Origin of the sequence: Neobacillus sp. 19 (genome assembly GCF_049463095.1) — a bacterium.
In the GTDB taxonomy this organism is placed as follows: Bacteria; Bacillota; Bacilli; order Bacillales; family Cytobacillaceae; genus Neobacillus.
Genome location: NZ_JBMPZU010000022.1, coordinates 17,547 through 44,174 on the forward strand (window position 1 = coordinate 17,547; position 26,628 = coordinate 44,174).

The following is a 26,628-nucleotide window of genomic DNA, read 5'->3' on the forward strand; positions in this document are numbered from 1 at the left end:
GCCTTCAGAAGGATCTTTTTATTTGTTTGCTGGCAGGTTTTGTCACCTCTCCCCTATTTTAAGGAGGGAAAAATGATGAAGCAAACAACAGATTTCTTGAAAATGAAGAAAAATAAGGAAAAAATCGTCATGTTAACGGCTTATGATTTTCCGTCTGCTAAGCAGGCTGAACAAGGCGGAGTGGATGTCATTTTAGTTGGGGATTCTTTAGGTATGGTTGTACTTGGCTACGACTCTACTATTCCTGTAACAATGGATGATATGATCCATCATACAAAAGCGGTTAAACGTGGAGCAAAAGATACATTTATCGTAGCTGATCTGCCGTTTTTAACCTATCATTTATCGATCAGAGATACCTTAATAAATGCCGGAAGACTTCTTCAAGAAGCTGGAGCCCATGCTGTTAAACTTGAAGGTGCAGATGAGGTCGTTGAGAAGATCGCCGCCCTCACAAATGCAGGGATCCCGGTTTGTGGTCATTTAGGACTGACACCACAATCAGTTGGAGTATTGGGCGGTTATAAAGTTCAAGGGAAAGATGCGGCCAAAGCTCAAAAGTTGATTGAAGATGCCAAAGAAATAGAGGAAGCAGGGGCATTTGCAATTGTGTTGGAATGTGTACCAAAGCAGCTTGCAGAAAAAGTCTCAAAATCAATCTCGATTCCTGTGATTGGAATCGGGGCAGGACTGAATGTAGATGGTCAGGTTCTGGTCTATCATGATATATTAGGATACGGTGTTGAACGGGTACCTAAATTTGTGAAGCAATACCATTCGGTCAATCCCTTTATGGTTGAATCGATAGTAGCGTATACGTCTGATGTGAAAAATAAGCAATTCCCGGAAGAGAAGCACTCTTTTACAATGAAGGAAGATGAACTGAAGGTACTATATGGAGGTATACAATGAAGATTATTACCGCCATCAAGAACATGCGCTCGGAAATAATGAGAGAAAAAGCTTCGGGGAAATCGGTTGGCTATGTCCCCACAATGGGATTTCTTCATGAGGGTCATTTGACATTAATAAAGCAAGCAAGGCAGGAAAATGACATTGTCGTCTTAAGTATTTTTGTCAATCCGTTGCAGTTCGGACCCAATGAGGATTATTTAACATATCCGCGTGATTTTGAACGTGACCAAGCCTTGGCGGAAGCAGAAAAGATAGATTATATCTTTTTTCCTTCAGTCGAGGAAATGTATCCACATGGACCTTCAGTAAAGGCAGTTGTCCAAAAACGAACCGATGTATTATGCGGCGAGTCGCGCCCCGGCCATTTTGACGGGGTGGCAACAGTCCTCACAAAACTATTTAATATCATATCGCCTACCAAGGCTTATTTTGGTAAGAAGGATGCCCAGCAAGTAGCAGTCGTGGATGGATTAATTTCTGATTTCAATTTTCCCATCGAATTAGTGGCTGTTGACATTGTTCGTGAAGCGGACGGGCTTGCAAAAAGTTCGCGCAATGTAAATTTGCTTCCGGACGAAAGACTTCAAGCGGCAGTTCTATTTAGAAGCCTGCAAACAGCAAGCAAGGCAATTGATCAGGGTGAACGGAATCCAAAAGGACTAATGAACATGATCAGGGAAATGATCACGACTGAAACTAAAGCGAAAATTGATTATGTTGAAATTCTATCCTATCCACAATTAAAACCAATGGAAAAATTAGATGGAACCATTATCATTGCACTTGCTGTAAATTTTTCTAAGGTTCGCTTAATAGACAATGTTATTATTCAGATCGATTAGACAAAGATAGGGCAACTAGGGGGAATACTTTTTGTTTCGTACTATGATGAATGGAAAAATCCACCGGGCAACTGTGACGGAGGCTAATTTAAACTATGTTGGCAGTATTACGATAGATGAAGATATTCTAGATGCTGTAGGGATGGCGGCAAATGAGAAGGTGCAAATTGTTAACAATAATAATGGCGCCCGTCTGGAAACATACATCATTCCCGGTGAAAGAGGGGGCGGTGTTATATGTTTAAATGGTGCAGCAGCCCGCCTTGTCCAGGTAGGCGACATCGTCATCATTATTTCTTATGCACTTGTTCCGGAAGAAAAAATCCAGTCGCACACACCAAAAGTAGCCATTATGGATGAATATAACCGAATAAAGGAACTAATCAATCATGAACCGGCACTAACTATTATGTAGAGAAATCCCCAATTAATGGGGTTTTTTTTACGTGTTTTAATTTTACATTTGATAATGGTAGAATTTGAAACAATATAAGTTTATTTTCTTTTACTTTTTTAAGACTTTTGTGATACCGTTTAAGGAATGAAGGTTTGGGGTGTTAATAAAATGTTAAATAAATTTGTTGTCATTGATTTGGAAACGACAGGTAACCTCCCAAAAAAAGGTGATAAGATTATTCAATTTGCGGCTGTAGTGGTAGAAAACGGACAGATCACGGAAAAATTTTCGTCTCTCATCAATCCTCAAAAGTCGATTCCAGCATTTATTGAAGAATTAACCGGGATAAATGATGAAATGGTAAAGGGCGCACCTTTGTTTTCTGAAATAACTGAGAAGGTAACAGCGTTGCTGGCTGATGCTTATTTTGTTGCCCATAATGTAATATTTGACCTATCTTTTCTTCAGGAAGAATTAATCCAGGCTGGTTGTGAAGGTTTTTTTGGTCCTGTTTTAGATACAGTGGAAATGGCTCGAATTCTCTATCCCACAGCGGACGGCTATAAGCTTACTGACTTGGCTGAGAAGGAGAAGCTGAATCATGACCGGCCGCACCAAGCAGATAGTGATGCACAGGTAACGGCTGAATTATTTTTGATTCTGCTAAAACGGTTTTCTTTATTGCCGCATCTTACAATCAGGCAGCTATCCCATTTATCCGGAGGGTTAAAAAGTGATCTGCAGCAACTTTTAGATGAAATGATCGACATGATGAGCAATAAGCAGGAGAAATTACCAGAGTCAATTGAAATATATAATGAGATTGCATTAAAGAAGAGTTCTATTGAAAGTCAAAAAGCGCCAGAGAAAATGGATGTACAATATCCTTCGAGCGCAGAAGACAAAATTGCGCTCATTAAAAACGGTTTTCAATTCTTTGAAAAGCGGTCTGGTCAATTTCAGATGATGGATGCAGTCTACGAATCATTTCAAAATCAAAGGCATGCCTTAATCGAAGCTGGAACAGGAGTTGGTAAATCGCTTGGATATCTCCTACCAATTGCCTGCTTTTCAAAGCAGCACCATCTTCCCATTATCGTGAGCACACATACCATTCAGCTGCAGGAACAAATTTTAAAAAACGAAATTCCGCTTTTAATTAAAATTCTTCCTTTTAAGATACGATCTGTTCTTCTAAAGGGAAGGAATCATTATTTAAGTTTAGCAAAGTTTCATCAGACGCTGATGGATGAAACCGATAATTATGATACGACTTTAACCAAAATGCAAATCCTCGTTTGGCTGACTGAAACGGAAACTGGTGATAAAGATGAATTAAATCTTTCAAGCGGCGGCCTGATTTATTGGAATAAGATTAAGGATGAACCAACTGTTTTTTTACAAAATAACAGCTGGAAAGACCAAGATTTTTATTTAAGAGCAAAAAGCAACGCACAAGCTGCCGATATTATTATTACTAATCATTCGTTATTGTTAAGTGATCTTAAAGGTGAAGGATCCATATTACCTGAAACGAGTTATGTTGTGATTGATGAAGGTCATCACCTTGAAAAAGTGGCGAGCCACTTTTTTGGCCATTCATTGGATTATTTATCTACTCGGATGCTTATCGGTCAATTTGGAATTTATGAACAAAAACAGCTCTTTTATGAATTAGAGAAGATTCTATCATCCATTCCTAAAAAAGGAACGAAACATATTTCACCATCTAAATTAAATCAAATGGTGATGGACATTACCTATGAAATGGATGAATTCTTTAAATTAATTGCTCTTTTCGCAAAAACGAAGCTTCCAAACAAAAAGGGAATGAAACGAATTAAAGTGAGATTTAATCAAACTGATCGTGGGAAGGAAAAAGATGGGCTCGTTCATAGTGCCGAAAGATTTGCCTTTTTACTTAAAGATTTACACGCAGCTATCATCGAACGCCTAGAATGGGTTCAAAAAGGAAAGCAATCATTTACGAGTACGGCTGAAAGTAAAATGGAAGAAATTAATACATTCGTTAATGACCTTGCTGAACTGCGAAATACAGTAATTAACTGTTTTATTAAAGAATCACAGGATGTTAAATGGATTGAAATGGATACACGGTCACCGCAAAATATAACAACGTTTATCGCCCAGCCAGCATTTGTGGCTGAACAGCTGAAAGAGAAATTTTTTCAGAAGAAAAAGGCAGTTGTGCTGACTTCTGCAACGTTATCTGTTAATCAATCGTTTCATTATATCATGCAGGAACTTGGACTTGATCCAATTTCAACGAATCAGATGACAATCCCTTCACCGTTCCAATACAAAGATCAGGTACAGCTTCTCATTCCCGAAGACTTGCCGGAAATAAATACTGTGTCTATGGACGAGTACGTGATTGCGATTACAGAACATATTATCACGATTGCGGAGGCAACAAAAGGAAGAATGCTAATCCTTTTCACTGCTTATGATATGCTGAAGAAAACGCATGAGTTGATTAAGGAAAGTGGATTTTTAAATGAGTATGTTCTTATTGCTCAAGGAATTACAAGTGGCAGCCGCACAAGGCTGACAAGGAATTTTCAACGTTATGATAAGGCTATTCTACTGGGAACCAGCAGTTTCTGGGAAGGTGTGGATATTCCCGGTGAGGACTTATCATGTCTTATCATTGTAAGGCTCCCATTTAGCCCTCCGGACGAGCCGTTGACAGAAGCGAAATGTCAATTGATCGTAAAGCAAGGAGGCAATGCATTTAGCGAATATTCGCTCCCGGAAGCCATTCTTCGCTTTAAACAAGGATTTGGCCGATTAATTCGGACAGAAAATGACCGCGGCATCATATTTGTCTTTGATAAAAGAATTGTGACTACCAAATATGGTAAATCCTTTTTACAATCAATCCCAACAATCCCAGTGAAAAAGGGAAAGATTATTGAATTAGTAGAGCATATTCAAACTTGGTTATGATAAAATTTGGAAAATCACACATACTAGTACTATTTAGGAGGTATGTGTGTATGAGAATATTGCTTATTATTTTGGCTGTATTTATTCCAAGCGGCCTGTATGCAAAGGCTGAAACAACTATCTCTAGTCAAGTTGAGGGTATTGATTTAAATATAAAGGAACACCAGGCTGCTGTAACATTTTTGGGTCTCTCGGCAGGTGAAGCCACACTTATTCAAGGCTCAAATGGTGAAAATATATTGGTTAATTTTGGCGGAAAAGGGACAAAGGCGGAATTAGAAGGATGGCTTTCACTTTATAATGTAAAAGAAATTTCCACCCTAATCCTAACAAATGATGGGCACGAACTATCTTTTAATAAAATAAACGACTTTATAGAGAAATATAAAATAAAGAAAATTATCACCACTCCAGAAATTTCAGCATTGCTGACAGAGAATTTAGATCAATCCAATCAAATTTCCGTCATGACTTGGGGAATGGGGGATCAAAAAGAAATACTTCCTGAGATGACTGCTGTAGTACAATTCATCGGAAATCATCAACATGAAGGAATGGATTTAATGTTGAACTTTTTCGAGCATAACATTTTTTTAATGACTTCTACTAGTCAGCGTGCAGAGCAAAGTCTCTTAAAAAAGGATCTTAAGGACGTCAATGTGTTTAAAATTCCTAATAGTAAATTGGAAAACCCTATATCGGATGAATTAATTCAAAATCTTAATCCGCAGATCTCAATCCTTTTTACAGCTGAAGAGCATCACCCGAATCCGAATATTCTTCATGATCTGCATGGTATATGGTCTGAGGTGTATTCGACAAAAAAACATGGAACCATCTCAATAAAATTTACTGATTCAAACTATGAAGTCATTACCATCCCGGTAGAGGAGAAAGAATAATTGCTAGTATGTTTATGAAAAAATTTTAGTAAAGAATCGCAACACATTGTGACTTATCCTGTTATAATAATGAAATAGATTCTTCAAAATCATTGTTATGACAGAAAGAAGGAGAAATATGGATGGAGAGTAAAATCGAGGTTTTATCAACGGTTAAAATTCAATACAGCTCAGATTTATATAAAATTGTTGATGCCCTTAATCGTACATTAAAACAAAAGGATCTTATGTTTGGACTAGCCCTTGACCAAGAAGATCAAAGTAAAGCAATATTTACCATATATCGTACATAAAGAAGTGAAGCAATGAAAAAGTGGATTATTTCAAGCGTAATCGTTTTAATCGTGATTTTAGGGATAGCAATAAAAATATATTTTTCTTCAGTAGAACCAGTTAAAGCTGCGGAAAAAAAGTCGATTGAGTTGGCAAAAAATAAGGTCCAATTTAGTGAGGTACAGGATTTTCATATATATAATGGGCTCGAGACAGTATACGTGATTGAAGGAAAAAATAAACAAGGCGAACAAGTAATCGTTTGGATCCCTGAAAAGAGTAAGAAAGTATTTGTCAAAAAGGCGAAAAAGGGATTATCAAAAGAAAAAGCTGTTCAAAAACTTTTGCAAGAAAAAAATCCGAAAAAAATTGTTTCAGTTCGGTTAGGAATGGAGAAAAATATTCCATTATGGGAAATCTACTATCGTTCTGAAAATAATTTAATAAATTATTATTATGTTCACTTTGAAACAGGTGAATGGCTAAAAAAAATTGAAAATCTATAGGATCGTTGGAGAATGGAGGAAGAGGAATGGCAGTGAGACTAGCAAACCGGGTGATGGCACTTACACCTTCAACAACATTAGCCATTACAGCAAAAGCAAATGAATTAAAGGCACAAGGGGAAAATGTCATTGGTTTAGGAGCAGGAGAACCTGATTTTAATACGCCGCAGTATATTTTAGATGCGGCCACACAATCAATGAATGCAGGACATACAAAGTATACTCCTTCCGCAGGATTACCGGCATTAAAACAGGCGATTATCAAGAAGTTTGAACAAGATCAAGGCTTAACCTACAAACTAAATGAAATCATTGTTGGAAATGGCGCTAAACACGTTCTTTATACACTTTTTCAAGTTCTCTTAAATGATGGGGATGAGGTTATTATTCCAACTCCTTATTGGGTAAGCTATCCCGAACAAGTCAAATTAGCAGGCGGTATTCCTGTCTATATCGAAGGGCAGGAACAAAATCAATTTAAAGTTTCACCTGAACAATTAAAACAGGCAATTACCTCTAAGACAAAAGCGGTAATAATCAATTCCCCGAGTAATCCGACAGGGGTCTTGTATACGGCAGAGGAACTTTTAGAATTGGGCAAAATATGTCTTGAAAAAGATATTCTTATTGTTTCAGACGAGATTTATGAAAAACTTGTTTATTTTGGTGCAAAGCATGTCTCTATTGCGGAACTTTCACCAGAACTTAAGGAACAAACGATTGTCATAAATGGCGTTTCCAAATCACATTCCATGACTGGTTGGAGAATTGGCTATGCTGCCGGAAATAAACAGCTTGTGGAGGCAATGACAAACCTTGCCAGCCATAGTACATCAAATCCAACAACAACAGCCCAATATGCAGCAATTGCCGCATACAACGGCCCCCAGGAGCCAGTTGAAGAAATGCGTCTTGCATTTGAAAATAGATTGGAAATCATTTATGATAAATTGGTTGCCATTCCCGGATTCACTTGTGTCAAGCCGCAAGGAGCTTTTTATTTATACCCAAATGTAAAACAGGCGGCTGAAATGACAGGATTTAAGCAAGTGGATGATTTTGTAGAGGCCTTACTTGTTAAGGCAAAGGTAGCGGTAATTCCCGGCTCCGGATTTGGAACACCGGATAACATTCGCCTTTCCTACGCAACATCCCTTGAGAATTTAGAGGAAGCAGTTTCAAGGATTCACCAGTTTGTAAAATCAAAGGTCCAAGGGAAATTTGTTCAATAATAATTTCCATTGATAAACATACAAAAAGTCTGCGTTGCAGGCTTTTTGCATGTTTATTTCCAATAATGGATACCTATTATCCCTTACTCGAATAGTTTGTTCGTGTTATACTAACTAGGAGGTGTCCAAGTAATGAAATCAACTATTTATGCATGGCTGCAGGGAAGGGAATATATCTATTCCTTCTTTATTATTTTCGGAATATCGAAATCTTAATTTAAACGAGACTGAACTTGTTCTTTTATTAAATATTATTACCTTCATCGAAAAAGGAAACGAATTTCCTACCCCCGAAGAGCTTTCTTCACGGATGACGATTTCAATATCTGATTGTAATGAAATGTTAAGAAGACTAATTCAAAGAGGATTTATTGAAATTATTGATCAATACTCCAGTGAAGGAATTCGTTTTGAGAATTATTCAGTAAAACCCTTGTGGGAAAAACTCATTGATCAATTTATGAAAAATAGTAAAGTTTCAAAGGAAGTCGAGAAAAAATCTGAAGAAACGGATTTATATACTTGTTTTGAGAAAGAATTTGGCCGTCCGTTATCTCCATTTGAATGTGAATCCCTTGGGATGTGGATGGATGATGATCATCATGATCCAATCATCATAAAAGCTGCTCTCCGTGAAGCTGTTATGTCTGGAAAACTAAACTTTCGTTATATTGATAGGATTCTATTCGAATGGAAGAAAAATGGCATTAAAACCATTGAACAAGCGAAAAACCATGGCCGTAAGTTTCGACAAAAACAAACGGCAAAAGGACCCGTCAAGGATGAATCACATCAGCCGGCCGTCCCTTTCTATAACTGGTTGGAGCAATAAACAGAGCATAACGAGAGAAAACTTCTCTCGTTTTATTTCATATAATAGCAGGTGATATGTTTGCTGAATAATACACAAATCCGTTATTGTTTAGATGAGATGGGAAGGATGTTTCCGGAAGCTCATTGTGAGTTAACCCATTCGAATCCATTCGAATTGGTTATCGCTGTTTCTCTATCCGCCCAATGTACCGACGCACTAGTAAATAAAGTGACGAAGGAATTGTTTAATAAATATAAAACACCGGAAGACTATCTTAAGGTTCCGCTTGAGGAACTTCAAAATGATATTCGTTCTATAGGACTATACCGGAATAAAGCAAAGAATATCCAGAGCTTATGCCGAATGATTCTTGAGGAATATGACGGGGAACTCCCAATGGATCGTGATGAGCTGACGAAGCTTCCTGGGGTAGGCAGAAAAACGGCGAATGTCGTTGTGTCCGTTGCCTTTAACATTCCTGCAATTGCTGTTGATACCCATGTTGAACGAGTAAGTAAGCGGCTTGCGATCTGCCGTTGGAAGGATTCTGTATTAGAAGTTGAAAAAACATTAATGAGGAAGGTGCCTAAAGAGGATTGGTCAGTGACCCACCACCGCTTAATCTTTTTTGGCCGCTATCATTGTAAAGCGCAAAATCCCCAGTGTCCAAGCTGTCCATTACTCGAGCTTTGCAGAGAAGGGAAAAAACGGATGAAGGGGAAGGTCACTGTCAATGGATAATCTAGCAGAGGCAGTATCTAGTGTATTGAAAGAATGGGAACAGATGAAGGCAAGACTTGACCAATTATTCCGTGAACGAGATCAGAAAAACGCAAATGATTTAATGGAAAAAGGAATTACCTTATTCATTCAATTTTTACATTACACAAATGATGAAACTTCAATACCCAATCGTTCACTCGACTTTGATCAGTTATCATCTAAGCCGGTGAATATTGGCGAAAGACTAGGCTTTATCATGGCAAGGCCAGGATTATATCATTCATACCGACAGCTTTCTGAGCTGATGGTTGAACTGGAAAAGCTATATGCAAAGAAAAATATAAAAAACAAGTCTAGGCCAAAAGCCTAGACTTGTTTTTTTGACTGTTCTTATGATTCTCGTGATCCGGATCCCTGTCCACTGGAAGGGGTGGCAGGAGGGGTAGCTGGCGGTATTGTTCCACCATCTCCGTTTCCATCTCCATTCCCATTACCATTTCCGTTTCCATTTCCGTTTCCATTTCCATTTCCGTTTCCATTACCATTCCCGCTACCATTATCGTTCCCGTTCCCATTTCCATTATCACCTTCATTTCCATCACCGTTTTGATCTCCTTGGTCTTTTTCTTTTTCAGGCTTAGGAATGTCAATGGAAGTAGTGACAGGATCACTTTTTTTATCTCCACTAATCGCAAATATGGTAAAGGTATATTTTTCACCTGGATTAGCAGGAATCGTCAAGCTGTTTTCAGTTTGCACAAGATGCCCCGGAGCAGAAGCATTATCAATCGTGATATCAAACTGTACATCTGTGTTATTTGGATTATTATAATCCCATGTTAAGACAATCTTTTTATTGGCTTCATCATATTTCGCAGATGGGTTCGCAGGTGCCTCAAGTTTGTTATATTTCTGAGACACCTTCTTAGGCGCGTGTCCTTTTACGGCATATTCGGTGATAATTTGATTATCCGGTGTAAATTCCCCGGCAAGTACCGGAGGCATTGTACCCTTTTCAATTCTGACCTTTTGAACACTATTAGGCATAGTGAAATCGGGAGTTTCAATATCCTTTGATACATAAGCCATTAAATTTTTAAATAGTAACTGGGCGATTCTTTGATCCTCTACCCTTGTTATTGGCGTTTTCCGATTCTCATATCCTGTCCAAATAGAGGCTGTATAATTAGTTGTTAAGCCAGTGAACCATGCATCTGGTACGGCACTTTTATTGATGTTCCACTTTTGCATTTCATCAGCTGTATAGTTTGTTGTTCCGGTTTTCCCGGCAATTGGAAGTCCAGGTACTTTTGCCCTTGTTCCTGTACCTGGAGAAACAAGAACACTCTTCATCATATCAGTAATCATAAAGGCAGTTGAATCCTTCATAACTACTTTTGGTTTTGGTGCGGTGCTAATACTGGTACCGTCACGCAGGGTGATCTTTGTGACAGCGTGCGGCTTGGTGTAAAAGCCATTATTACCAAATGCACTGTATGCACCTGCCATTTCAAGCGGAGAGACACCAACCGTATCCCCGCCAAAACCGCCAATTGCATAAGACTCATAAATTTCCTTTAAAGGGATGCCAAGACTAACAGCAAAGTCTTTGGCTTTATCCAATCCCACTTGCTGAAGGGCTTGAACGGCAGGTGTGTTTCGTGATAATTGAAGAGCGGTTCTAATCGTCATTGGTCCCTTATATGATTGATCCCAGTTGCCAAATTTCTTCCCAGAGGAATACGTAATTGGTTTATCCTCAATCATCTCATATGTGCCCCAATTTAAATATTCAATTGCCGGAGCGTAGTCAAGAACAGGCTTGATGGTTGAACCGGGTTGTCTCTTTGAGTCAATTGCATAGTTAAATCCGCGTTTTACCTGTTGGTTTCTGCCACCGCCTATTGCCCGAATTTCACCTGTTTTTGTATCGAGGAGAGCAATCCCGGCTTGAAATGCTTCATCAGGGTAGTTAATAATATCTGATGAATTTAGCATATTATAAACATAGGTTTGGGCATTCTTGTCTAATGTGGTTTGAATAGTCAAACCGTCTGTAAAGATATCAAAATCTGTGTTTTCTTTCACTTCATCAATTACGGCATCAACAAAGGAATCAAAAGGTTTTTCATCGACCGTGCGCTGATCTTCTTTTAAAACAGAAGCAGCAACCGAAACCTTTTTCGCATCTTCCATTTCTTGTTTTGAAATAAATCCGTGCTGCTCCATTAACGTCAAAACAATATTGCGTCTTTTTTCTGCTAAATCCGGATGCGTAAAGGGATTATAATTATTAGGGCTTTGCGGCATCCCTGCAATTTGAGCGGCTTCAGCAAGTGTTAATTCATTCAATTCTTTGCCGTAATAAATCTCTGCTGCTGTCGCAAGTCCGTGACTGTTCTGAGATACATAGACCTTATTGACATACATTTCAAATATTTGGTGTTTAGTGTATTGTTGCTCGAGCTGATAGGAGAGCCATGCTTCCTGCACTTTTCGTTTTAATGTTTTTTCTTTTGTTAAAAAGGCATTTTTAACCACCTGCTGGGTGATGGTACTGCCACCCTCTGCACCGAAGCCACGCTGGAAATTAGCCAATACAGCACCGCCAAGACGAATGGGGTCGATCCCATGATGCTTGTAAAAACGGTAATCCTCCGTAGCTAAAACGGCATTTTCTAGTACTTTTGGAATATCTTTATAGTTCACATATTCGCGATTAACGGCACCGACTTCGGTAATTTGCTTGCCATCTTTATCTAAAATCTTTGAAGGGATTGGATCTTTTAATAATTTCGGGTCAAGTTTGGGAGTATCCTTTACTAAATAGGCGAAAGTACCAACTCCTGCAAGTATACCAACGATGCCGAGAACCACTAGGCTCAGGAAGATTTTCTTAAATAACCCGCCTGTTTTTTTCTTGGCTTTTGGCTTACCTTTAGATTGGAGTTTCTTTCGGCGCTCCTCTCTTGATTGATATTGTTCAGCCATATAAATTTCCTTCCTTTCTAACCTTCTAAAAGTGTATCTATTATTTTAATATAGTCAATTCTTGGTTGAAATCCAAGTGGAATGTAATGACCATCTTGTTCAATTTCCGCTTTTGTAATCGATTTTCGGCCTCCACCCATCATTCTTTTCCAGTACTTTAACAAGTGTTTAGCTTCAAGTAGATATACCTGTTCAAATCTGGTAAACCTTAGAATAACAAAGCAATATCCTCCTTGATCCATTACTTCTTCCATATGCTGCACCTGGTGTGGATGGAAATTTTTTAATGGGAAAGAGATGGGGTTTTTTGTTTCCTTTGCTTCAAAATCAATATATTTACCTTTGTATACCCCATTATAGTCAGTCGTCGAAGCTAATTTAAAATAAGCCTCTTTAATAACGGCTGCACTTCTATTTGGATAATCAACCTGGACGATTTGTACCGGTGTAGGCTTCTTATGTATGACTGCAATTTTACGTTCACGGTAAAATTCATTTGTTTCATTTAAATCTTCTTCAAGTGTCATACCTCTATTGCTGTACGAGCCATTTTTTTTACTTTTTACGGTATTTTCATTTTCACGTTCCTTTGGCTTATACTTTTTTCCATTTGGATAATTAACAGTCATAATTAAACACCTCTCAAGCTACCCCTAATCATATCAAATCTTAGCAAGATTGGCGTGCATAAATTACATTCACTGACACACTCTAATAACAATTGTACCTTGAATACCAAGTTTTAGCATGATTCATTTTACGGAAACGTTAGTCATTCCATGTTACTCCTACTCTACTAAATATTAAAGGGAAGAAGAATATGAATCATCTTACAATACAGGAACATTCAATCATCCGTCAAATTCTAAGCGAAACGAAGAAAAAAAACATTGATAATATCTCGAGAACGGACGCTTACTTTGACTATTTTAAAAAGAACCCTGATATCATTTGGTCCTTTCTTGCAAGTATGGTGTCAAGAAATGGAGGATGGAATATGTGTGATCTAAACGGATCCACTTTTCCGAAACTAATTGATGCCGGGATGAGAAAACAACTTTTCCTAACATATGAAAGGGCCAATTGGCTCATTTTCCATGATGTATTCCCCCAGTTATTGCTCTATCAATATTCGACGAAAATAAATAAGCCAATGTTTCATTTACTTCCATATTTTAATGTATCAGCTTTTATTCAAAAGGAATGGGCTCGATATTGGAAGGAGAACGATCGGAAGCGGCTGACAACGGCATTAATCATAAATGAGCAAAATGTAATTCAAACGCCTGTCATTGAACATCCAGTTTATAATAAAAAGGTATTTCATTCGATGATTTTTTCTTTTCAAGATTGGTTTCATTTTAGTTGTGTTCTGTTTCCAACATGCGGCGGGGAAGTTTATGGCGCAAGTGTAAATGGCTTCAAATCACTATCAAAACGAATTAATCTGGGGAAAAGACTGTCAAGTATCCTTTTCCATCCCAGGTTGTTCCCTTATTTTCTGGAATTTGCGGAAAAGACCCCGCATACCGGGTCAAGATACGATTATGAACAATATTTTAAAATAAAGCTGAATCATAAAACACCACTTCTCCGGACGAGTTTCCCTATTATTTCACATCACCGGCACACATATGAGGATTGGAGTAAGCAGAGGAAAGTCTCTCCAGCATGGCTGCATTTAAAAGCACGACATCATCATCCCATCCATCTTACAGACTGGTACTTTGCAAAATCTAATCAGCTTCAATTATTACTCGCACTTCAAAAGGTATTTGAATTTAATAAGTGGAAATGAAAAAGCAAGGGATGGTTGCCCTTGCTCTTTTATCGGTGCCTCATTATGTAGAAGGGCGATTCGGTCCTTCCATTTTTTTGTCACCATAGCCAACTCTTTTTGCTGCTTCTGATTGTGTTTGTTTATTGGTTTGTTTTTTCTTGTTTGACATCAATAACACCTCCAATTCTAGCTTGCGCGGTTATTGATATTTTCATGCGGAATAATAGTCATGTCGAAATGTTAACAAGCTTCATGCAGATTGGCACTATCTTTGACGAACTTCTTCTAGTTTTGTCAAGTGGGAAGGAAGCAATAAAAAGAAAGAGAATAATACCTAATAGATTATCGCGAGGAGGGTTTTATTAATGAATAAGCCATTATCCGAAAAGGAAAAACTGCTTACAATGCTGGCGGACGTATACGATCAATTAGAAGAATTGGAGTCAGTTCTTGAAGCATCATTCTCCGACCTTCGCATCCGTTTGAATAATGAGGAACATGGAAAATTAACTGAGCCAGTTCAAAGTTTATCTGCTTTAGAGAAGAAATTTGTTCATACAACCCAATACGGGGAAATTCCTGATTTCAGCATAAACCAGGTTCCCAAATCATTAAAGCTTGAATTAGGCTATTCACTACCGCTAAAATAATAGTATTAATAAGTAGCATCATAATCCTTTGCTACTTTTTTATTTTGAAGTACTAGAAAGGACAAGCGCAGATGTCTGAAGAAATTCTCCAGCTTACGGAAAACCTTTTACGGTATAACCGATTATTTTTGGTGTATTATCAAGAGGGAAGAGAGGCAGGGGTAACTCATGATTTTCATAAGGTTATTAAACCATTTGCTAATGAAGTAAAAGGAACAAATGATGCGTGGAAAAGTGCCATGAAAAAATGGCTGTCGTCATCAAATCAAAAACACTTGCATGTAAAACAGGTCGATACAACTGCAGAACATATCGAACAGCTTTCGATTCAAGCCTTTTTTCCGCAGACAAGTAAGACTAGGTTTTTAAATTCCCAGCGTACGGTTGAATATTTTCTGCAAGAAATTATAAAAGTGGTCAATAAATAGAAAAGAGATGCTGCCCGGCATCTCTTTTACCATTTTAAGTATTTTGGATGAGGGAGTTTTCATTTTCGGTATTTGGTATTACCGCGCCTTGATTTTCAAGTTCACGGACAAGCAGGCGATATTCTTTTATGCTAATTTCGTTATGAATATACGCTTTCTTAGCAAAATCCATTAATTCATTAACGTCATCTGTACTGTAATCCCGACTTTGATTAAATTTGCTTTTTAATTCGCGAATGTCCATAAATAGCTCCTCCTTCATCATTTTTTTAATAGTAACACGAAATAAAAGGATTTCTAGTTTTTAAAATATTTAAACTTCAGACAAAATTCTTCTTAATTAGACAACGGCGAAAGTTTCAAACTAACTAATCACCATTTATTTCAAACCTTCATAACCTGTAATAGAGATATTAGTGGAGGAGATGTTTGCCCATGTTTGGTACAAAAAGACCAAAACATCATGTTAACTATGGATACTCGGGGCAAATGATGCACCAAGTTCCTATTGGCCAACAATGGAACCAGTATTCTAATTATAGAAATCAACAACCAATGCCCTACCAATCACAGTCCCAATATTATGATTGGATGGCCATCCAACAACAAAACCCTTACTATCCGCAAGGCATGCAGCAATATGCTCAAAGTCTTCAACCCGGATTTGCATCACAAAATGTGTCATATCCCAATCAGCAGTATACACAAAAGGATTCACAATTCCTATTTCAAAATCCGCTGCAGCCAAAGGATCAACCACAACCCTATATGCCAATGAATGGTTACCCGATGATGAACCCATATCCAAAACACAGTGTCATACCAAAACAACCTGGAGGAATGCAATCTTTAATGAATTCCTTTAAGTCGCAGGACGGTTCAGTAGACTTTAATAAAATGGTCAATACTGCGGGAACAATGGTGAATGCAGTGAATCAAGTTTCATCACTTGTTAAAGGGTTTGGCGGCTTCTTTAAAGCATAATTAAAAAGACGAAAGACGGCTGCCAAAAAGCCGTCTTTTCTGTGTTGGGGATTTGTTAATCTTCAATTTCGATAACTTTCCCTTTTTCTTGAGGGATTCGGATTTGTAATAAGCCATCTCGATATGAAGCTTTTACCAATTTTTCATTAACCGCATGCGGTAGAGAAATGGTTCTTGATGAATGTTGTCGAATAAAACTTCGACGATAAACTTGATTTTGGTCATTTTCCACAGTTTCCAGTTCATTATTTTCAATAGATATCGTTATATAATTTCCAGTAATATTTAAGTGAATTTGATCTCTTTTCACTCCAGGAAGTGCAGCTGTAATGATATGCTCTTTCCCACTTTCAATTGTTTCTACATCAAATCCAGCCGAAACGGGAAACGGAGTTTTAAAGAAATCATCTATCGTTTGTAAAAATCCTCGGACTGGTTTTTCGGTGAAGAAATCATTCATTGTTTTCACTAATTCTCGAAATGGTTCAGGTACCGGCTTTTTAGGGTTGTTTTTATCACTCGGATGCATGGATGACATCATTTTTCCCTCTCTTTCCAATATTTCACTTCCTATAATATGCTTATAAATCTAGGTAGGTGCCGTCAAATTATCGTAATAACTTTTTGAACGATTTTTAACAACTGTGATATTTGTGATAAATATCACACTAAATAGATGCCTATATTTGTATGCTTTAGCAGTAAAGTAAGGAAAGCGAGGGAAATTTATGTTTTGTTATCAATGTGAACAAACCCCAATTGGCGGATGTACGGTAATGGGGGTCTGTGGAAAAGATGAAACAATTGCTAGTTTACAAGATACGATTATTTTTGGGTTAAAAGGGATTGCCGCGTATCGCACACATGCGAATCAGCTTGGGGTTACAGACCCATTTGTCGACTCGACCACACATGAAGCCCTGTATTTGACGTTAACCAATTCTAACTTTAACGTTCAGGAACATATTGACATGGCGATGAAGGTGGGGCAAGCAGCTGTTCGTGTTATGGAAATCCTCGATGAAGCTCATACAAACCGACTAGGCATCCCTGAACCAATTCGTGTAAGTCAGAACAAAATAGAAGGAAAAGCCATCGTTGTAACGGGTCATAACCTATTTGCCTTAGAGGAATTATTAAAGCAAACGGAAGGAATGGGCATAAATATTTATACCCACTCTGAAATGCTCCCGGCACATGGATATCCGGCATTAAAAAAGTATTCCCATTTGAAAGGTAATATTGGAAAAGCGTGGTACGATCAGCGTCGCCTATTCGAAGAGTTTCCTGGAGCTATTTTAGCTACCACAAACTGCGTGATGCCAATCAAAGGAACGTATGCTGACAGAATGTTTTCATATGAAGTAGCAGGACTAGAAGATGTCGAAAAAATTATCAACGATGATTTTACTCCTTTAATTGAGAGAGCATTACAACTGCCGGAAGCAGCAATTGATTCCGAAGAAACATTACTTACTGGCTTTCATCATGAAACAGTTCTAGGCATTGCACCTGAAGTAATTGATGCAGTAAAAGCAGGGAAGATTAAGCGTTTCTTTGTCATTGCCGGCTGTGATGCACCGGGTCACGGAGGTGATTACTACCGTGAACTGGCCACATCGCTGCCGCCGGAAACCATAATTTTGACGACCTCATGTGGGAAATTCCGCTTTAATGATGTGGACTATGGAGTTGTTCCGGGGACAACTATTCCACGTTATATCGATTTAGGCCAGTGCAATAACTCAGGGTCAACTGTAAAAATTGCAATGGCATTAGCAGATGCCTTTGGCTGCGAAGTGAATGACCTTCCCGTTAGTATTGTGTTGTCATGGTTTGAGCAAAAAGCGGTTGCAATTCTTTTAGGGCTTTTCAGTTTAGGAATAAAGGACATTCGAATTGGACCAAAACCGCCTGAATTTATTTCAGAAGGAGTACTTAAGGTTCTCCAAGAAACATTTAACCTAAAATTAATAAGTACAGCGAAAGAAGATATGGAAGACATGCTTCAGTTATCCGTAAAATAAACAAAAACACCGCGGCTTACATAGCAGCGGTGTTTTCCAATTTAAATCAAGCCTATTTCTTCCATAAGAATTTCAACATCGACAATCATGTTTCCGGCCTCGTCTACTTCGATCAGCTCATCCTTTTTCATTTTTGTTAACGTCCGGCTAATTGTTTCCCTTGTGGTGCCAATCATATTTGCAAGGTCTTTGTTGGTGAATTCTGACTTAAGAAGGATTGTCCCATCTCCTTGCTCCATCCCATGATTTTGGGCCAGACGAATCAGCAGTTTAACAATTTGTTCATATGTATTGTTAAGAATTTGTTCTTCTAGTCGATTCTGCAAATCGACAATTTTCTCGCCCAACACCTTAAATACTTTAATGCAAAGCTCAGGATTTTCAATCAAAACGGATTCAAACTTTGAAATGGGAACAGCAATAAGCGTTGAAGGCTCAAGTACTTCCGCATAGGCAGGATAATCTCCTTTTCTAAAAAAGCCTACATGTGGAAACATATCACCCTTTTTTGCCATTGCAACAATTTGTTCTTTCCCATTGACATCACTTTTGTAGATTTTGATTTTACCTTCATAAATAAAATAAACATTCTCCAGCGGGTCGCCTTGTAAGAAAACATGGCTTTGTTTTTTCCAATCCCTGGCTATCGCAATATCAGCAACCTTTGTTAATTCAAAATCGGTTAGTTCGCGAAAAAGGGTGAAATCAGCAAGAACCGTTTTGATCTCTTCAATTTTCATTCAATCACCTTCAAATTTATTTCTGTTATCTCTATTGTATCAAAAATTCACTAATAGTTTAATTTCCTTCATGTTATATTTTACATAAATAGAGTGTCCGTCTGTTTTTTCTTTTAATTGGTAGAAGATATTTTTGTTTTTTGCTTTAATGTCGAACGTCTATTCGTTAAAATATAGGAAAGTAATGAGGTGAGGATATGAAATTAAGAAAAAGCCTACAAGACATTTTGGATGAATTAAAGATAAATAATGAATTTAAAGAAAATATCGTTACATGGCAGACTATCGCAGAAAAACCGCCCCAAACGAGTACGCTGCCAAATGACCTGCACCCTGCATTAATAAATGCTCTGCATAGCAGGGGGATTGAAAAGCTGTATACCCATCAAAAATCAGCGTATGAAAAGATTATGCTGAAAGAGAGCATCGTAGCCGTAACCCCAACTGCTTCAGGGAAAACACTTTGTTATAATCTTCCGGTTCTTCAATCCATTCTTTCCAGCCCGAATGCAAGAGCCCTGTATATGTTTCCAACTAAGGCACTTGCCCAGGACCAAAAGAGTGAGATGAATGAATTGATTCAAGCTGCGGGGGTCAATATTAACAGCTACACGTACGATGGAGATACACCGGCAACTATTCGTCAAAGAGTGAGACAGGCAGGACATGTCGTTATTACTAATCCTGACATGCTCCATTCAGCTATTCTGCCGCACCATACCAAATGGGTATCACTGTTTGAAAATCTTAAATTTGTGGTAATTGATGAACTCCATACGTACCGAGGTGTATTTGGCAGCCATGTGGCCAATGTCATTAGAAGATTAAAGCGGATTTGCAGCTATTATGGCAGCAGTCCAGTGTTTATTTGTACATCAGCAACGATTGCCAATCCACTGGAGCTAGCGGAGAGATTGACCGAGGAAAAGATGCACTTGATTGATAATAACGGTGCCCCAAGTGGCACGAAGCATTTCCTCTTCTATAATCCGCCGATTATTAATAAGCCGTTAAATATTAGAAGAAGTGCCACGCTTGAGGTTCGGAAAATCGCCGGCGAACTATTAAAAAATAAAATTCAAACGATAGTTTTTGCCAGGAGCAGGGTCCGCGTGGAAATTATTTTGACCTATTTACAAGAATTAGTGAAAAACCAGTTAGGTTCTAAATCAATTATGGGATATCGCGGTGGATATCTCCCTACAGAAAGAAGAAAAATTGAAAAGGGCCTGCGTCAAGGTGACATTTATGGTGTTGTCAGTACGAATGCTCTTGAGTTAGGTGTCGATATAGGATCACTACAGGTTTGCATTATGACAGGCTATCCAGGGACGATCTCGAGTGCGTGGCAGCAAGCGGGCAGGGCTGGAAGAAGGCATGGGGAAGCCCTGGTCATTATGGTGGCGAGTTCAAGCCCGCTTGACCAATATATCATTCAGAACCCGGATTACTTTTTTCATAAAAGTCCTGAAACAGCGCGGATTAACCCCGATAACCTCATCATATTAATTGATCATATGAAATGTGCAGCTTATGAGCTGCCATTTAAACTGGGGGAGTCGTTTGGAAATGTTGGGACAGAGGAATTATTGGAATATTTAACTGAAGAACGAGTACTATACCAAAATGGAGATAAGTGGTATTGGATGAATGATTCTTTTCCGGCACATAATATTAGCTTGCGTTCAGCATCACAGGAAAATGTCGTCATTGTTGATCAATCAGAAACAGCTAATGTCAAAGTCATTGGTGAAATGGATCGATTTTCGGCGATGACGCTGCTCCATGACGAGGCCATTTATTTACATCAGGGCAGACAATTCCAAGTCGAAAAGCTTGATTGGGAAGAGAAAAAGGCGTTTGTCAGGGAAGTAGCAGTTGATTATTTTACCGATGCAAATTTAGCTGTTCAATTAAAAGTGTTGGAAGTGGATAAGCTGCAAAGGATGGAGAAAGTCGAAATTGGCTATGGAGATGTTAGTGTGCGGGCAATGGCAACGATTTTTAAAAAGATTAAATTCGAGACCCATGAAAATATAGGCTCAGGACCCATTCATCTCCCGGAAGAAGAACTTCATACAAGCGCTGCGTGGATTTCTATGAATAAGGCGCTTGCAGAAATGGGGCATGAACGCCTTGAGCAAGGACTTGTCGGGGCCGCGCACGCTCTAAATCATATTGCGCCATTATTCGTTATGGCTGACCCCCAAGATATACACGTGATTCCACAAGTGAAGGCAGATCATAATGAAAAACCATCGATCTTCTTTTATGACCGGTATCCTGGCGGGATCGGCTTAAGTGAAAAAATTTATAGCGGAATGTCTAAGGTATTCACCGAAACAAAAAAGATGATTAACCGATGTCAATGTGAATCCGGATGTCCTTCATGTATTGGTGCAGAAACGATTAGTGAGACAGCGAAAAAAGATTCTTTGAAAATAATTGATGCCTTCCTACACCCTTCTAACCCAGAAAGGGGAGTGCAGCATGTCTTTAAAAAGTAAGTTGAATCGCTTAAAGCCTCATCTTTCAGCTGGAGGACCGCCTGAAAAGGCTCCACACTTTGAGCTTGCCCGAGTCGAGGTGCCTTTTCGTGAAAAATGGGAACAGAATAATGTTTTCCCTTATTATATGGATGAAAATTATTGCTTAATAAGGGAAGTGAAATACCCATTATCTCAACAGCATGGGCATTACTGTTTTCATGATTTTCTTACTGCCATTGCTATTTGGAATAAGCATCCAGTCAGCCATCCCTTATCAGCGGAAGGCTACCAAGCGGAGGAATTCTTTTTTTTTGATACAGAAACAACCGGATTGGGCGGCGGGGTTGGAAATACTATTTTTATCCTGGGATACGCAAGTATTTCTGGCGACCAGCTAATCGTCAGACAACATATCCTTCCTCATCCGGGTGCAGAGGTACCTTTATATCAAAGCTTTTTGGAAAAAGTGAACTATCGCACGCTTGTTACTTACAATGGAAAATCATTTGACTGGCCTCAAGTGAGAACAAGACATACGTTGGTTAGGGAGCACGTACCACAGCTGCCAGCGTTTGGCCATTTCGATCTCTATCATGCAGCGAAAAGGCTCTGGAAGCATAAATTAGAGCGAATGAAATTAGCGATTGTTGAAAAAGAGGTCCTAGGGGTAGAAAGAGTGGATGATATTCCAGGATTTTTAGCCCCAATTATTTATTTTGATTTTGTTGAACGGAAACAGCCGGATGGCATGCTTGGGATTCTAAAACATAACGAAATAGACATCTTATCACTGGTTACCTTATATACACATCTCACTTTTCAACTATGCGGGATCGACCGTAAGCAAACACGCATCGAATCCTTTGAAGTTGGACGTTGGTTTGCATCTATAGGAGAAAAAAACGAAGCAGAAAAAGTATTGAGCCAACTTACAGTCGGCAATGATGTTACATCCTTTCAGGCAAAGCTCATTTTGGCTTACCAGCAAAAAAAAGAACGCAATTGGGAAATGGCGCGGAAATTATTTTATGATATTGTTAATTGTGGTGATGATCGGATGGAGTTAGAGGCATTACTCGAGCTAGCCAAAATCTATGAGCATAGAATAATAAATTACAAGCTTGCTTTAAAGTATTGCCAAAAAGCGATCTTGCTACTATCACAAACTAAAATCCCAGAAAATATAAAAAAACGTGACACGTTGGAGCAGTTTGAAATAAGACTAAAACGGCTGGAACGAAAATTGCTTAAAATTCCGGATAAGCGCAAAAAACGGTAAAATTAATCCTCTTCAAAAGATTTTTGGTAACGTTTAATCTTTTGTCACAAAATCTTAATAAATTAATCTTAAAAACCAGCAAACTCATATTGTTTATCTGTGTAGAAAAAGGTAAAATGTGAAATTGGGTTGTAAAAAACTCCTTTAAAAACCTAATGGAGCTGGTAACATGTATAAAGCGATATTATTCTTATTTTTTATTGTTGTGTGTCTGACTGCCGTCGTTTTTACAAGCTTAAAAGATAGCTTTTATTCGATGTTATAGCTGATGCGGAAGTTTGCATGTGGCCTAATAACTACCGATAAGCTAAAAATAGGTATTTTCCTTAGTACAAGAATAACTCCTTCAACATAGGCTGTTAATGTAAACAGAATATTCGAAGGGAGAGTTTATAATGTTTCTTGGAACTAATTTCGCGCCGCCAGTCATCCATCCGACACAGCAGATTGTGAACCATACATTCTCATCTACGGTGGTGCCGCATATTCATCCAGTACACACTACAACGGTGAATCACCACATGTATCAACATAAACATTACTGTCCACAAACAGCATCATGCTGTGAAGAGGTATGTAATCAGCACATTAACTGCTGTAACCCATGTGCAACTGGTGCAATGCCAGCTGCTAATGCCGTCCCAGGCTTTGGAGCAGGAGGCCCAGGATTTGGAATGGGAGGTCCAGGCTTCGGTATGGGAGGCCCAGGCATGGGAGCCCCAGGCTTTGCACCTGGACCATATATGGGTCCTAGACCTTAAACAGGAATGAAGGTAATTTCAAGGGCTTCTTAGCCCTTGTTTTTTTATTTTTATTTACTATATGTTATGCTTTTTTTATAAAAATGTTTGTCCATTTTAAAATATTTTTGCAAAAGGGGAACATTGTTGATTAAAGTTTTGGCAATTTCAGGTTACAAACCATTTGAATTAGGAATTTTTAAAAAAGACCACCCGTCTGCCCTATTTATTAAGACCGCCATCAAGAAATCATTACTTCCTTTAATTGAGGAAGGATTAGAATGGGTGCTGATAAGCGGCCAATTAGGGGTAGAGCTGTGGGCGGCCGAGGTTGTTTTTGACTTGCAAAATGAATTTCCAGATTTGAAACTGGCGGTGATCACACCTTTTCTTGATCAGGAAGCAACCTGGAATGAAATAAACAAGGAATGGTATGCGTCGGTATTGGCCGGGGCTGATTACATCGATTCTGTTACGAAAAAGGGATATGAGAAACCATGGCAATTCCGTTTGAAAAATCAATTTTTCGTCGAAAAAAGTGACGGACTCCTTCTTCTTTATGATCAGGAAAAGGAAGGAAGCCCGAAATACGTATATGAGCTAGCAGTTGAATATCAAAAAAACAACCACTATTCGATTGAATTAATTACTTTTTACGACTTACAAATGATTGTAGAGGAAGAACAAGATAAATTGTCTGATTTTTAACGAATGTTTAAGTTGTTTAGTCATATAATGAAGTAATTTTGCTAACCATTATTATTTAAAACAAAAGAAAATTGACAAAAGGACTTATTTTTGAAAAAATAATAGGTAATGATTGGCTAAACTTGAGGTGATTTGGATGTTGGCTGATAAGGTGAAATTAACAGCTAAGGATATTTTAGAAAAAGAGTTTAAAACAGGTGTAAGAGGGTACAAACAAGAAGATGTTGATAAATTTTTGGATCTAATCATAAAAGATTATGAAACGTTCCACCAGGAATTAGAGGATCTGCAGCAAGAAAATCTAAGGCTGCGTAAACAGCTTGAGGATTCGTCAAAGAGACAGCCTGCAGCACAACCTGCCGGTACGACCAATTTTGATATTTTAAAACGATTATCCAATTTAGAAAAGCATGTTTTTGGCAGTAAATTATACGAATGACAGTTTGTTCCTCAATTTACTAATAAAAACCATTGAATAAACAGCAGGAAAAACATATAATAATAAAGTATCATTAATGACGTTCGGGTAATCGCTGCAATAAGCTTAATGCGAATTGTTGAGGAAAGTCCATGCTCGCACAGGCTGAGATGCCTGTAGTGTTCGTGCCTAGCGAAACGATAAGCTAGGGCAGTTGGGTGTAAACCCAGCTGACGGCCGGGAAAATACCTAAGTCCTTCTCGGATATGGTATGAATACCTATAAAAGTGCCACAGTGACGTAGCCTTTCCAGAAATGGAAAGGGTGGAACGGGTAAACCCCACGAGCGAGAAACCCAAATAATGGTAGGGGCGCTTTCTCTGAGGAATTGAACGAGGAGAAGGACAGATTCCTAAGTGAATCTGTAGATAGATGATTACCACCTAAGTACGAGACGAAAGTCGTTTGCAGTACTATGGTACAGAACATGGCTTACAGAACGTTATTAATGGGAATGTTTGCTGGATATTTAACGGCTCTCCTGATATGGGGAGCTTTTTTATTGGTTCTAATTGCATTCCTTCGTTGCTTTTTGTCAATAATGAAAGCGAATATACCGTTGTTCAGAAGTGGACAGATACATAACAATTGAAAAATACTTAAGGGTGAAAATATGGGAAATTATCAAATAATCGCTACGGCGGCAATGGGACTAGAGTCTTTGGTTGCAAAAGAGGTAAGGTCGCTTGGATACGACTGTGAAGTAGAGAATGGGAAGGTAACATACACGGGGGACGAAACTGCCATTGCCCGCAGTAATTTATGGCTTCGAACGGCAGACAGAATCAAGATCAAGGTTGGCGAATTTAAAGCATTTACCTTTGATGAATTATTTGAAAAGACGAAAGCACTGCCATGGGAAAAATTCCTGCCTGAGGATGCGGAATTTCCCGTCATTGGAAAATCTGTTAAATCAAAGCTTTTTAGTGTGTCAGACTGCCAGGCGATTGTCAAAAAAGCAGTTGTAGAACGTCTAAAAATGCACTATAAGCGAAGTACTTGGTTTGAGGAAAATGGAGCTCTTTACCGTATTGAAGTTGCCTTGCTGAAGGATGTGGCGACGATTACGATTGATGCAAGCGGTCAGGGCCTTCATAAGAGAGGTTATCGAATCGACCAAGGGGAAGCACCATTAAAGGAGACACTCGCTGCCGCCCTAGTAATGTTAACCAATTGGAAAGCAGATCGTCCTTTTATAGACCCTTTCTGCGGTTCTGGTACTATCCCCATTGAAGCGGCAATGATTGGTCAAAATATTGCTCCAGGCTTTAATCGGGAATTTGTTTCAGAGGGTTGGAATTGGATTTCTCCCAAGGTTTGGGATGAGGCTCGAACTGAAGCAGAAGACCTGGCAAATTATGACCAGCCACTAGACATAACAGGTTCTGATATTGATCATAGGATGGTTAGAATTGCTCAGGAGAATGCCTTTGAAGCAGGGTTTGGTGATTTAATTCATTTTAAACAAATGCAGGTCAGAGACATTTCTACGAATAAAGAATACGGTGTCATTGTCGGGAATCCCCCATACGGTGAAAGATTAGGGGATAAAATGGCTGTCGAACAGATGTACAAAGAAATGGGTCGGGCATTCAGCAATCTTGATACGTGGTCGATTTATATCATGACCTCGAATGAAGAGTTTGAACAATTATATGGAAAGCCGGCAACAAAGAAACGAAAACTTTTTAACGGATTTATCCGGACAGATTTATATCAATATTGGGGGAAACGGCCGCCTCGTCAGGATTAGCCGAAAT

27 protein-coding genes and 1 other RNA gene are annotated in these 26,628 nt (G+C 38.6%); 23 read left to right on the forward strand and 5 right to left on the reverse strand.

The genetic code is table 11. The features are described 5' to 3' along the window. The first annotated feature begins 75 nt into the window (after window positions 1–75). The 11 genes from panB to ACO1D1_RS05425 all read left to right on the forward strand — a co-directional run bounded on the left by panB (window position 76) and on the right by ACO1D1_RS05425 (window position 9,944). Window positions 76–912, forward strand: a complete 837-nt coding sequence (panB, locus tag ACO1D1_RS05375; RefSeq protein ID WP_149870777.1) for a 3-methyl-2-oxobutanoate hydroxymethyltransferase — start codon at window positions 76–78, stop codon at window positions 910–912. Beyond that, window positions 909–1,757 carry a pantoate--beta-alanine ligase gene (gene panC / locus ACO1D1_RS05380; protein ID WP_149870776.1) on the forward strand — a complete coding sequence of 283 codons (849 nt, stop codon included), beginning with the start codon at window positions 909–911 and terminating at the stop codon, window positions 1,755–1,757. The genes panB and panC overlap by 4 nt, the downstream gene beginning before the upstream one ends. Window positions 1,758–1,788: 31 nt before the next feature. Beyond that, window positions 1,789–2,172 (forward strand): aspartate 1-decarboxylase, encoded by a 384-nt coding sequence (panD, locus tag ACO1D1_RS05385; protein WP_149870775.1) that lies wholly within the window; start codon window positions 1,789–1,791, stop codon window positions 2,170–2,172. A gap of 150 nt (window positions 2,173–2,322) precedes the next feature. Then, a complete protein-coding gene (dinG, locus tag ACO1D1_RS05390; RefSeq protein WP_423335209.1) occupies window positions 2,323–5,124 on the forward strand; it encodes an ATP-dependent DNA helicase DinG in 2,802 nt (933 codons plus the stop codon). Window positions 5,125–5,174: 50 nt separating this feature from the next. After that, on the forward strand, window positions 5,175–6,026 hold the full coding sequence (locus ACO1D1_RS05395; RefSeq protein WP_149870773.1) for a hypothetical protein: 852 nt from the start codon (window positions 5,175–5,177) through the stop codon (window positions 6,024–6,026). Window positions 6,027–6,148: 122 nt separating this feature from the next. Next, a complete protein-coding gene (locus tag ACO1D1_RS05400) occupies window positions 6,149–6,319 on the forward strand; it encodes a YpmA family protein (protein WP_149870772.1) in 171 nt (56 codons plus the stop codon). 12 nt (window positions 6,320–6,331) lie between these two features. Further along, window positions 6,332–6,805 carry a DUF5590 domain-containing protein gene (locus ACO1D1_RS05405; RefSeq protein ID WP_149870771.1) on the forward strand — a complete coding sequence of 158 codons (474 nt, stop codon included), beginning with the start codon at window positions 6,332–6,334 and terminating at the stop codon, window positions 6,803–6,805. Window positions 6,806–6,837: 32 nt separating this feature from the next. Continuing rightward, the gene (locus ACO1D1_RS05410; RefSeq protein ID WP_149872742.1) at window positions 6,838–8,037 is read left to right on the forward strand and encodes a pyridoxal phosphate-dependent aminotransferase; all 1,200 of its coding nucleotides are present in this window, start codon (window positions 6,838–6,840) and stop codon (window positions 8,035–8,037) included. Between the two features lie 148 nt (window positions 8,038–8,185). After that, window positions 8,186–8,869 (forward strand): DnaD domain protein, encoded by a 684-nt coding sequence (locus ACO1D1_RS05415; RefSeq protein WP_423335210.1) that lies wholly within the window; start codon window positions 8,186–8,188, stop codon window positions 8,867–8,869. A 60-nt stretch (window positions 8,870–8,929) separates the two neighbouring features. Then, on the forward strand, window positions 8,930–9,592 hold the full coding sequence (gene nth / locus ACO1D1_RS05420) for an endonuclease III (RefSeq protein ID WP_149870769.1): 663 nt from the start codon (window positions 8,930–8,932) through the stop codon (window positions 9,590–9,592). Then, on the forward strand, window positions 9,585–9,944 hold the full coding sequence (locus tag ACO1D1_RS05425; RefSeq protein ID WP_423335211.1) for a YpoC family protein: 360 nt from the start codon (window positions 9,585–9,587) through the stop codon (window positions 9,942–9,944). Before nth ends, ACO1D1_RS05425 begins: the two co-directional genes overlap by 8 nt. Before the next feature lie 20 nt (window positions 9,945–9,964). Here ACO1D1_RS05425 and ACO1D1_RS05430 read toward each other — a convergent pair whose 3' ends face one another. Next, window positions 9,965–12,565 (reverse strand): PBP1A family penicillin-binding protein, encoded by a 2,601-nt coding sequence (locus ACO1D1_RS05430; RefSeq protein WP_423335212.1) that lies wholly within the window; start codon window positions 12,563–12,565, stop codon window positions 9,965–9,967. A 17-nt stretch (window positions 12,566–12,582) separates the two neighbouring features. After that, window positions 12,583–13,194 (reverse strand): Holliday junction resolvase RecU, encoded by a 612-nt coding sequence (gene recU, locus ACO1D1_RS05435; protein WP_423335213.1) that lies wholly within the window; start codon window positions 13,192–13,194, stop codon window positions 12,583–12,585. Window positions 13,195–13,385: 191 nt separating this feature from the next. On the opposite strand from recU, the gene ACO1D1_RS05440 reads away from it, so the two are divergent. The 3 genes from ACO1D1_RS05440 (at window position 13,386) to ACO1D1_RS05450 (ending at window position 15,423) form a co-directional block, all read left to right on the forward strand. Further along, on the forward strand, window positions 13,386–14,363 hold the full coding sequence (locus tag ACO1D1_RS05440; RefSeq protein WP_423335214.1) for a DUF2515 domain-containing protein: 978 nt from the start codon (window positions 13,386–13,388) through the stop codon (window positions 14,361–14,363). A gap of 347 nt (window positions 14,364–14,710) precedes the next feature. Then, on the forward strand, window positions 14,711–14,995 hold the full coding sequence (locus ACO1D1_RS05445) for a hypothetical protein (RefSeq protein WP_423335215.1): 285 nt from the start codon (window positions 14,711–14,713) through the stop codon (window positions 14,993–14,995). Window positions 14,996–15,066: 71 nt separating this feature from the next. Next, a complete protein-coding gene (locus ACO1D1_RS05450) occupies window positions 15,067–15,423 on the forward strand; it encodes a YppE family protein (protein ID WP_423335216.1) in 357 nt (118 codons plus the stop codon). Window positions 15,424–15,457: 34 nt separating this feature from the next. Here the strand turns inward: ACO1D1_RS05450 and yppF are convergent, their stop codons facing one another. Then, on the reverse strand, window positions 15,458–15,667 hold the full coding sequence (gene yppF / locus ACO1D1_RS05455; protein ID WP_149870762.1) for a YppF family protein: 210 nt from the start codon (window positions 15,665–15,667) through the stop codon (window positions 15,458–15,460). Window positions 15,668–15,858: 191 nt separating this feature from the next. On the opposite strand from yppF, the gene ACO1D1_RS05460 reads away from it, so the two are divergent. Then, on the forward strand, window positions 15,859–16,407 hold the full coding sequence (locus ACO1D1_RS05460) for a YppG family protein (protein WP_423335217.1): 549 nt from the start codon (window positions 15,859–15,861) through the stop codon (window positions 16,405–16,407). Window positions 16,408–16,462: 55 nt separating this feature from the next. On the opposite strand, the gene ACO1D1_RS05465 is transcribed toward ACO1D1_RS05460, so the two are convergent. Next, a complete protein-coding gene (locus ACO1D1_RS05465) occupies window positions 16,463–16,867 on the reverse strand; it encodes an Hsp20/alpha crystallin family protein (RefSeq protein WP_423335236.1) in 405 nt (134 codons plus the stop codon). Window positions 16,868–17,135: 268 nt separating this feature from the next. On the opposite strand from ACO1D1_RS05465, the gene hcp reads away from it, so the two are divergent. Then, a complete protein-coding gene (gene hcp, locus ACO1D1_RS05470) occupies window positions 17,136–18,434 on the forward strand; it encodes a hydroxylamine reductase (protein ID WP_423335218.1) in 1,299 nt (432 codons plus the stop codon). A gap of 41 nt (window positions 18,435–18,475) precedes the next feature. Here the strand turns inward: hcp and ACO1D1_RS05475 are convergent, their stop codons facing one another. After that, window positions 18,476–19,174 (reverse strand): Crp/Fnr family transcriptional regulator, encoded by a 699-nt coding sequence (locus ACO1D1_RS05475; RefSeq protein ID WP_423335219.1) that lies wholly within the window; start codon window positions 19,172–19,174, stop codon window positions 18,476–18,478. 197 nt (window positions 19,175–19,371) lie between these two features. Here ACO1D1_RS05475 and ACO1D1_RS05480 point away from each other — a divergent pair, with 197 nt between their 5' ends. The 7 genes from ACO1D1_RS05480 (at window position 19,372) to ACO1D1_RS05510 (ending at window position 26,621) form a co-directional block, all read left to right on the forward strand. Continuing rightward, window positions 19,372–21,681, forward strand: coding sequence for a DEAD/DEAH box helicase (locus ACO1D1_RS05480; RefSeq protein ID WP_423335220.1), 2,310 nt, complete (start codon window positions 19,372–19,374; stop codon window positions 21,679–21,681). Then, complete coding sequence (locus ACO1D1_RS05485) at window positions 21,665–22,942, forward strand: ribonuclease H-like domain-containing protein (protein WP_423335221.1); 1,278 nt, start codon at window positions 21,665–21,667, stop codon at window positions 22,940–22,942. Before ACO1D1_RS05480 ends, ACO1D1_RS05485 begins: the two co-directional genes overlap by 17 nt. A 395-nt stretch (window positions 22,943–23,337) precedes the next feature. After that, on the forward strand, window positions 23,338–23,703 hold the full coding sequence (locus ACO1D1_RS05490; protein ID WP_149870756.1) for a CotD family spore coat protein: 366 nt from the start codon (window positions 23,338–23,340) through the stop codon (window positions 23,701–23,703). Window positions 23,704–23,832: 129 nt separating this feature from the next. Further along, the gene (locus ACO1D1_RS05495) at window positions 23,833–24,390 is read left to right on the forward strand and encodes a DUF1273 domain-containing protein (protein WP_190284939.1); all 558 of its coding nucleotides are present in this window, start codon (window positions 23,833–23,835) and stop codon (window positions 24,388–24,390) included. A gap of 136 nt (window positions 24,391–24,526) precedes the next feature. After that, window positions 24,527–24,829, forward strand: coding sequence for a cell division regulator GpsB (gene gpsB / locus ACO1D1_RS05500; protein WP_149872740.1), 303 nt, complete (start codon window positions 24,527–24,529; stop codon window positions 24,827–24,829). Window positions 24,830–24,908: 79 nt separating this feature from the next. Beyond that, an RNA gene (gene rnpB / locus ACO1D1_RS05505) (RNase P RNA component class B) lies at window positions 24,909–25,308 on the forward strand. Between the two features lie 173 nt (window positions 25,309–25,481). Continuing rightward, window positions 25,482–26,621: a THUMP domain-containing class I SAM-dependent RNA methyltransferase gene (locus ACO1D1_RS05510; RefSeq protein ID WP_149870754.1), complete on the forward strand. Its 1,140-nt coding sequence runs from the start codon at window positions 25,482–25,484 to the stop codon at window positions 26,619–26,621. Window positions 26,622–26,628: the final 7 nt, after the last annotated feature.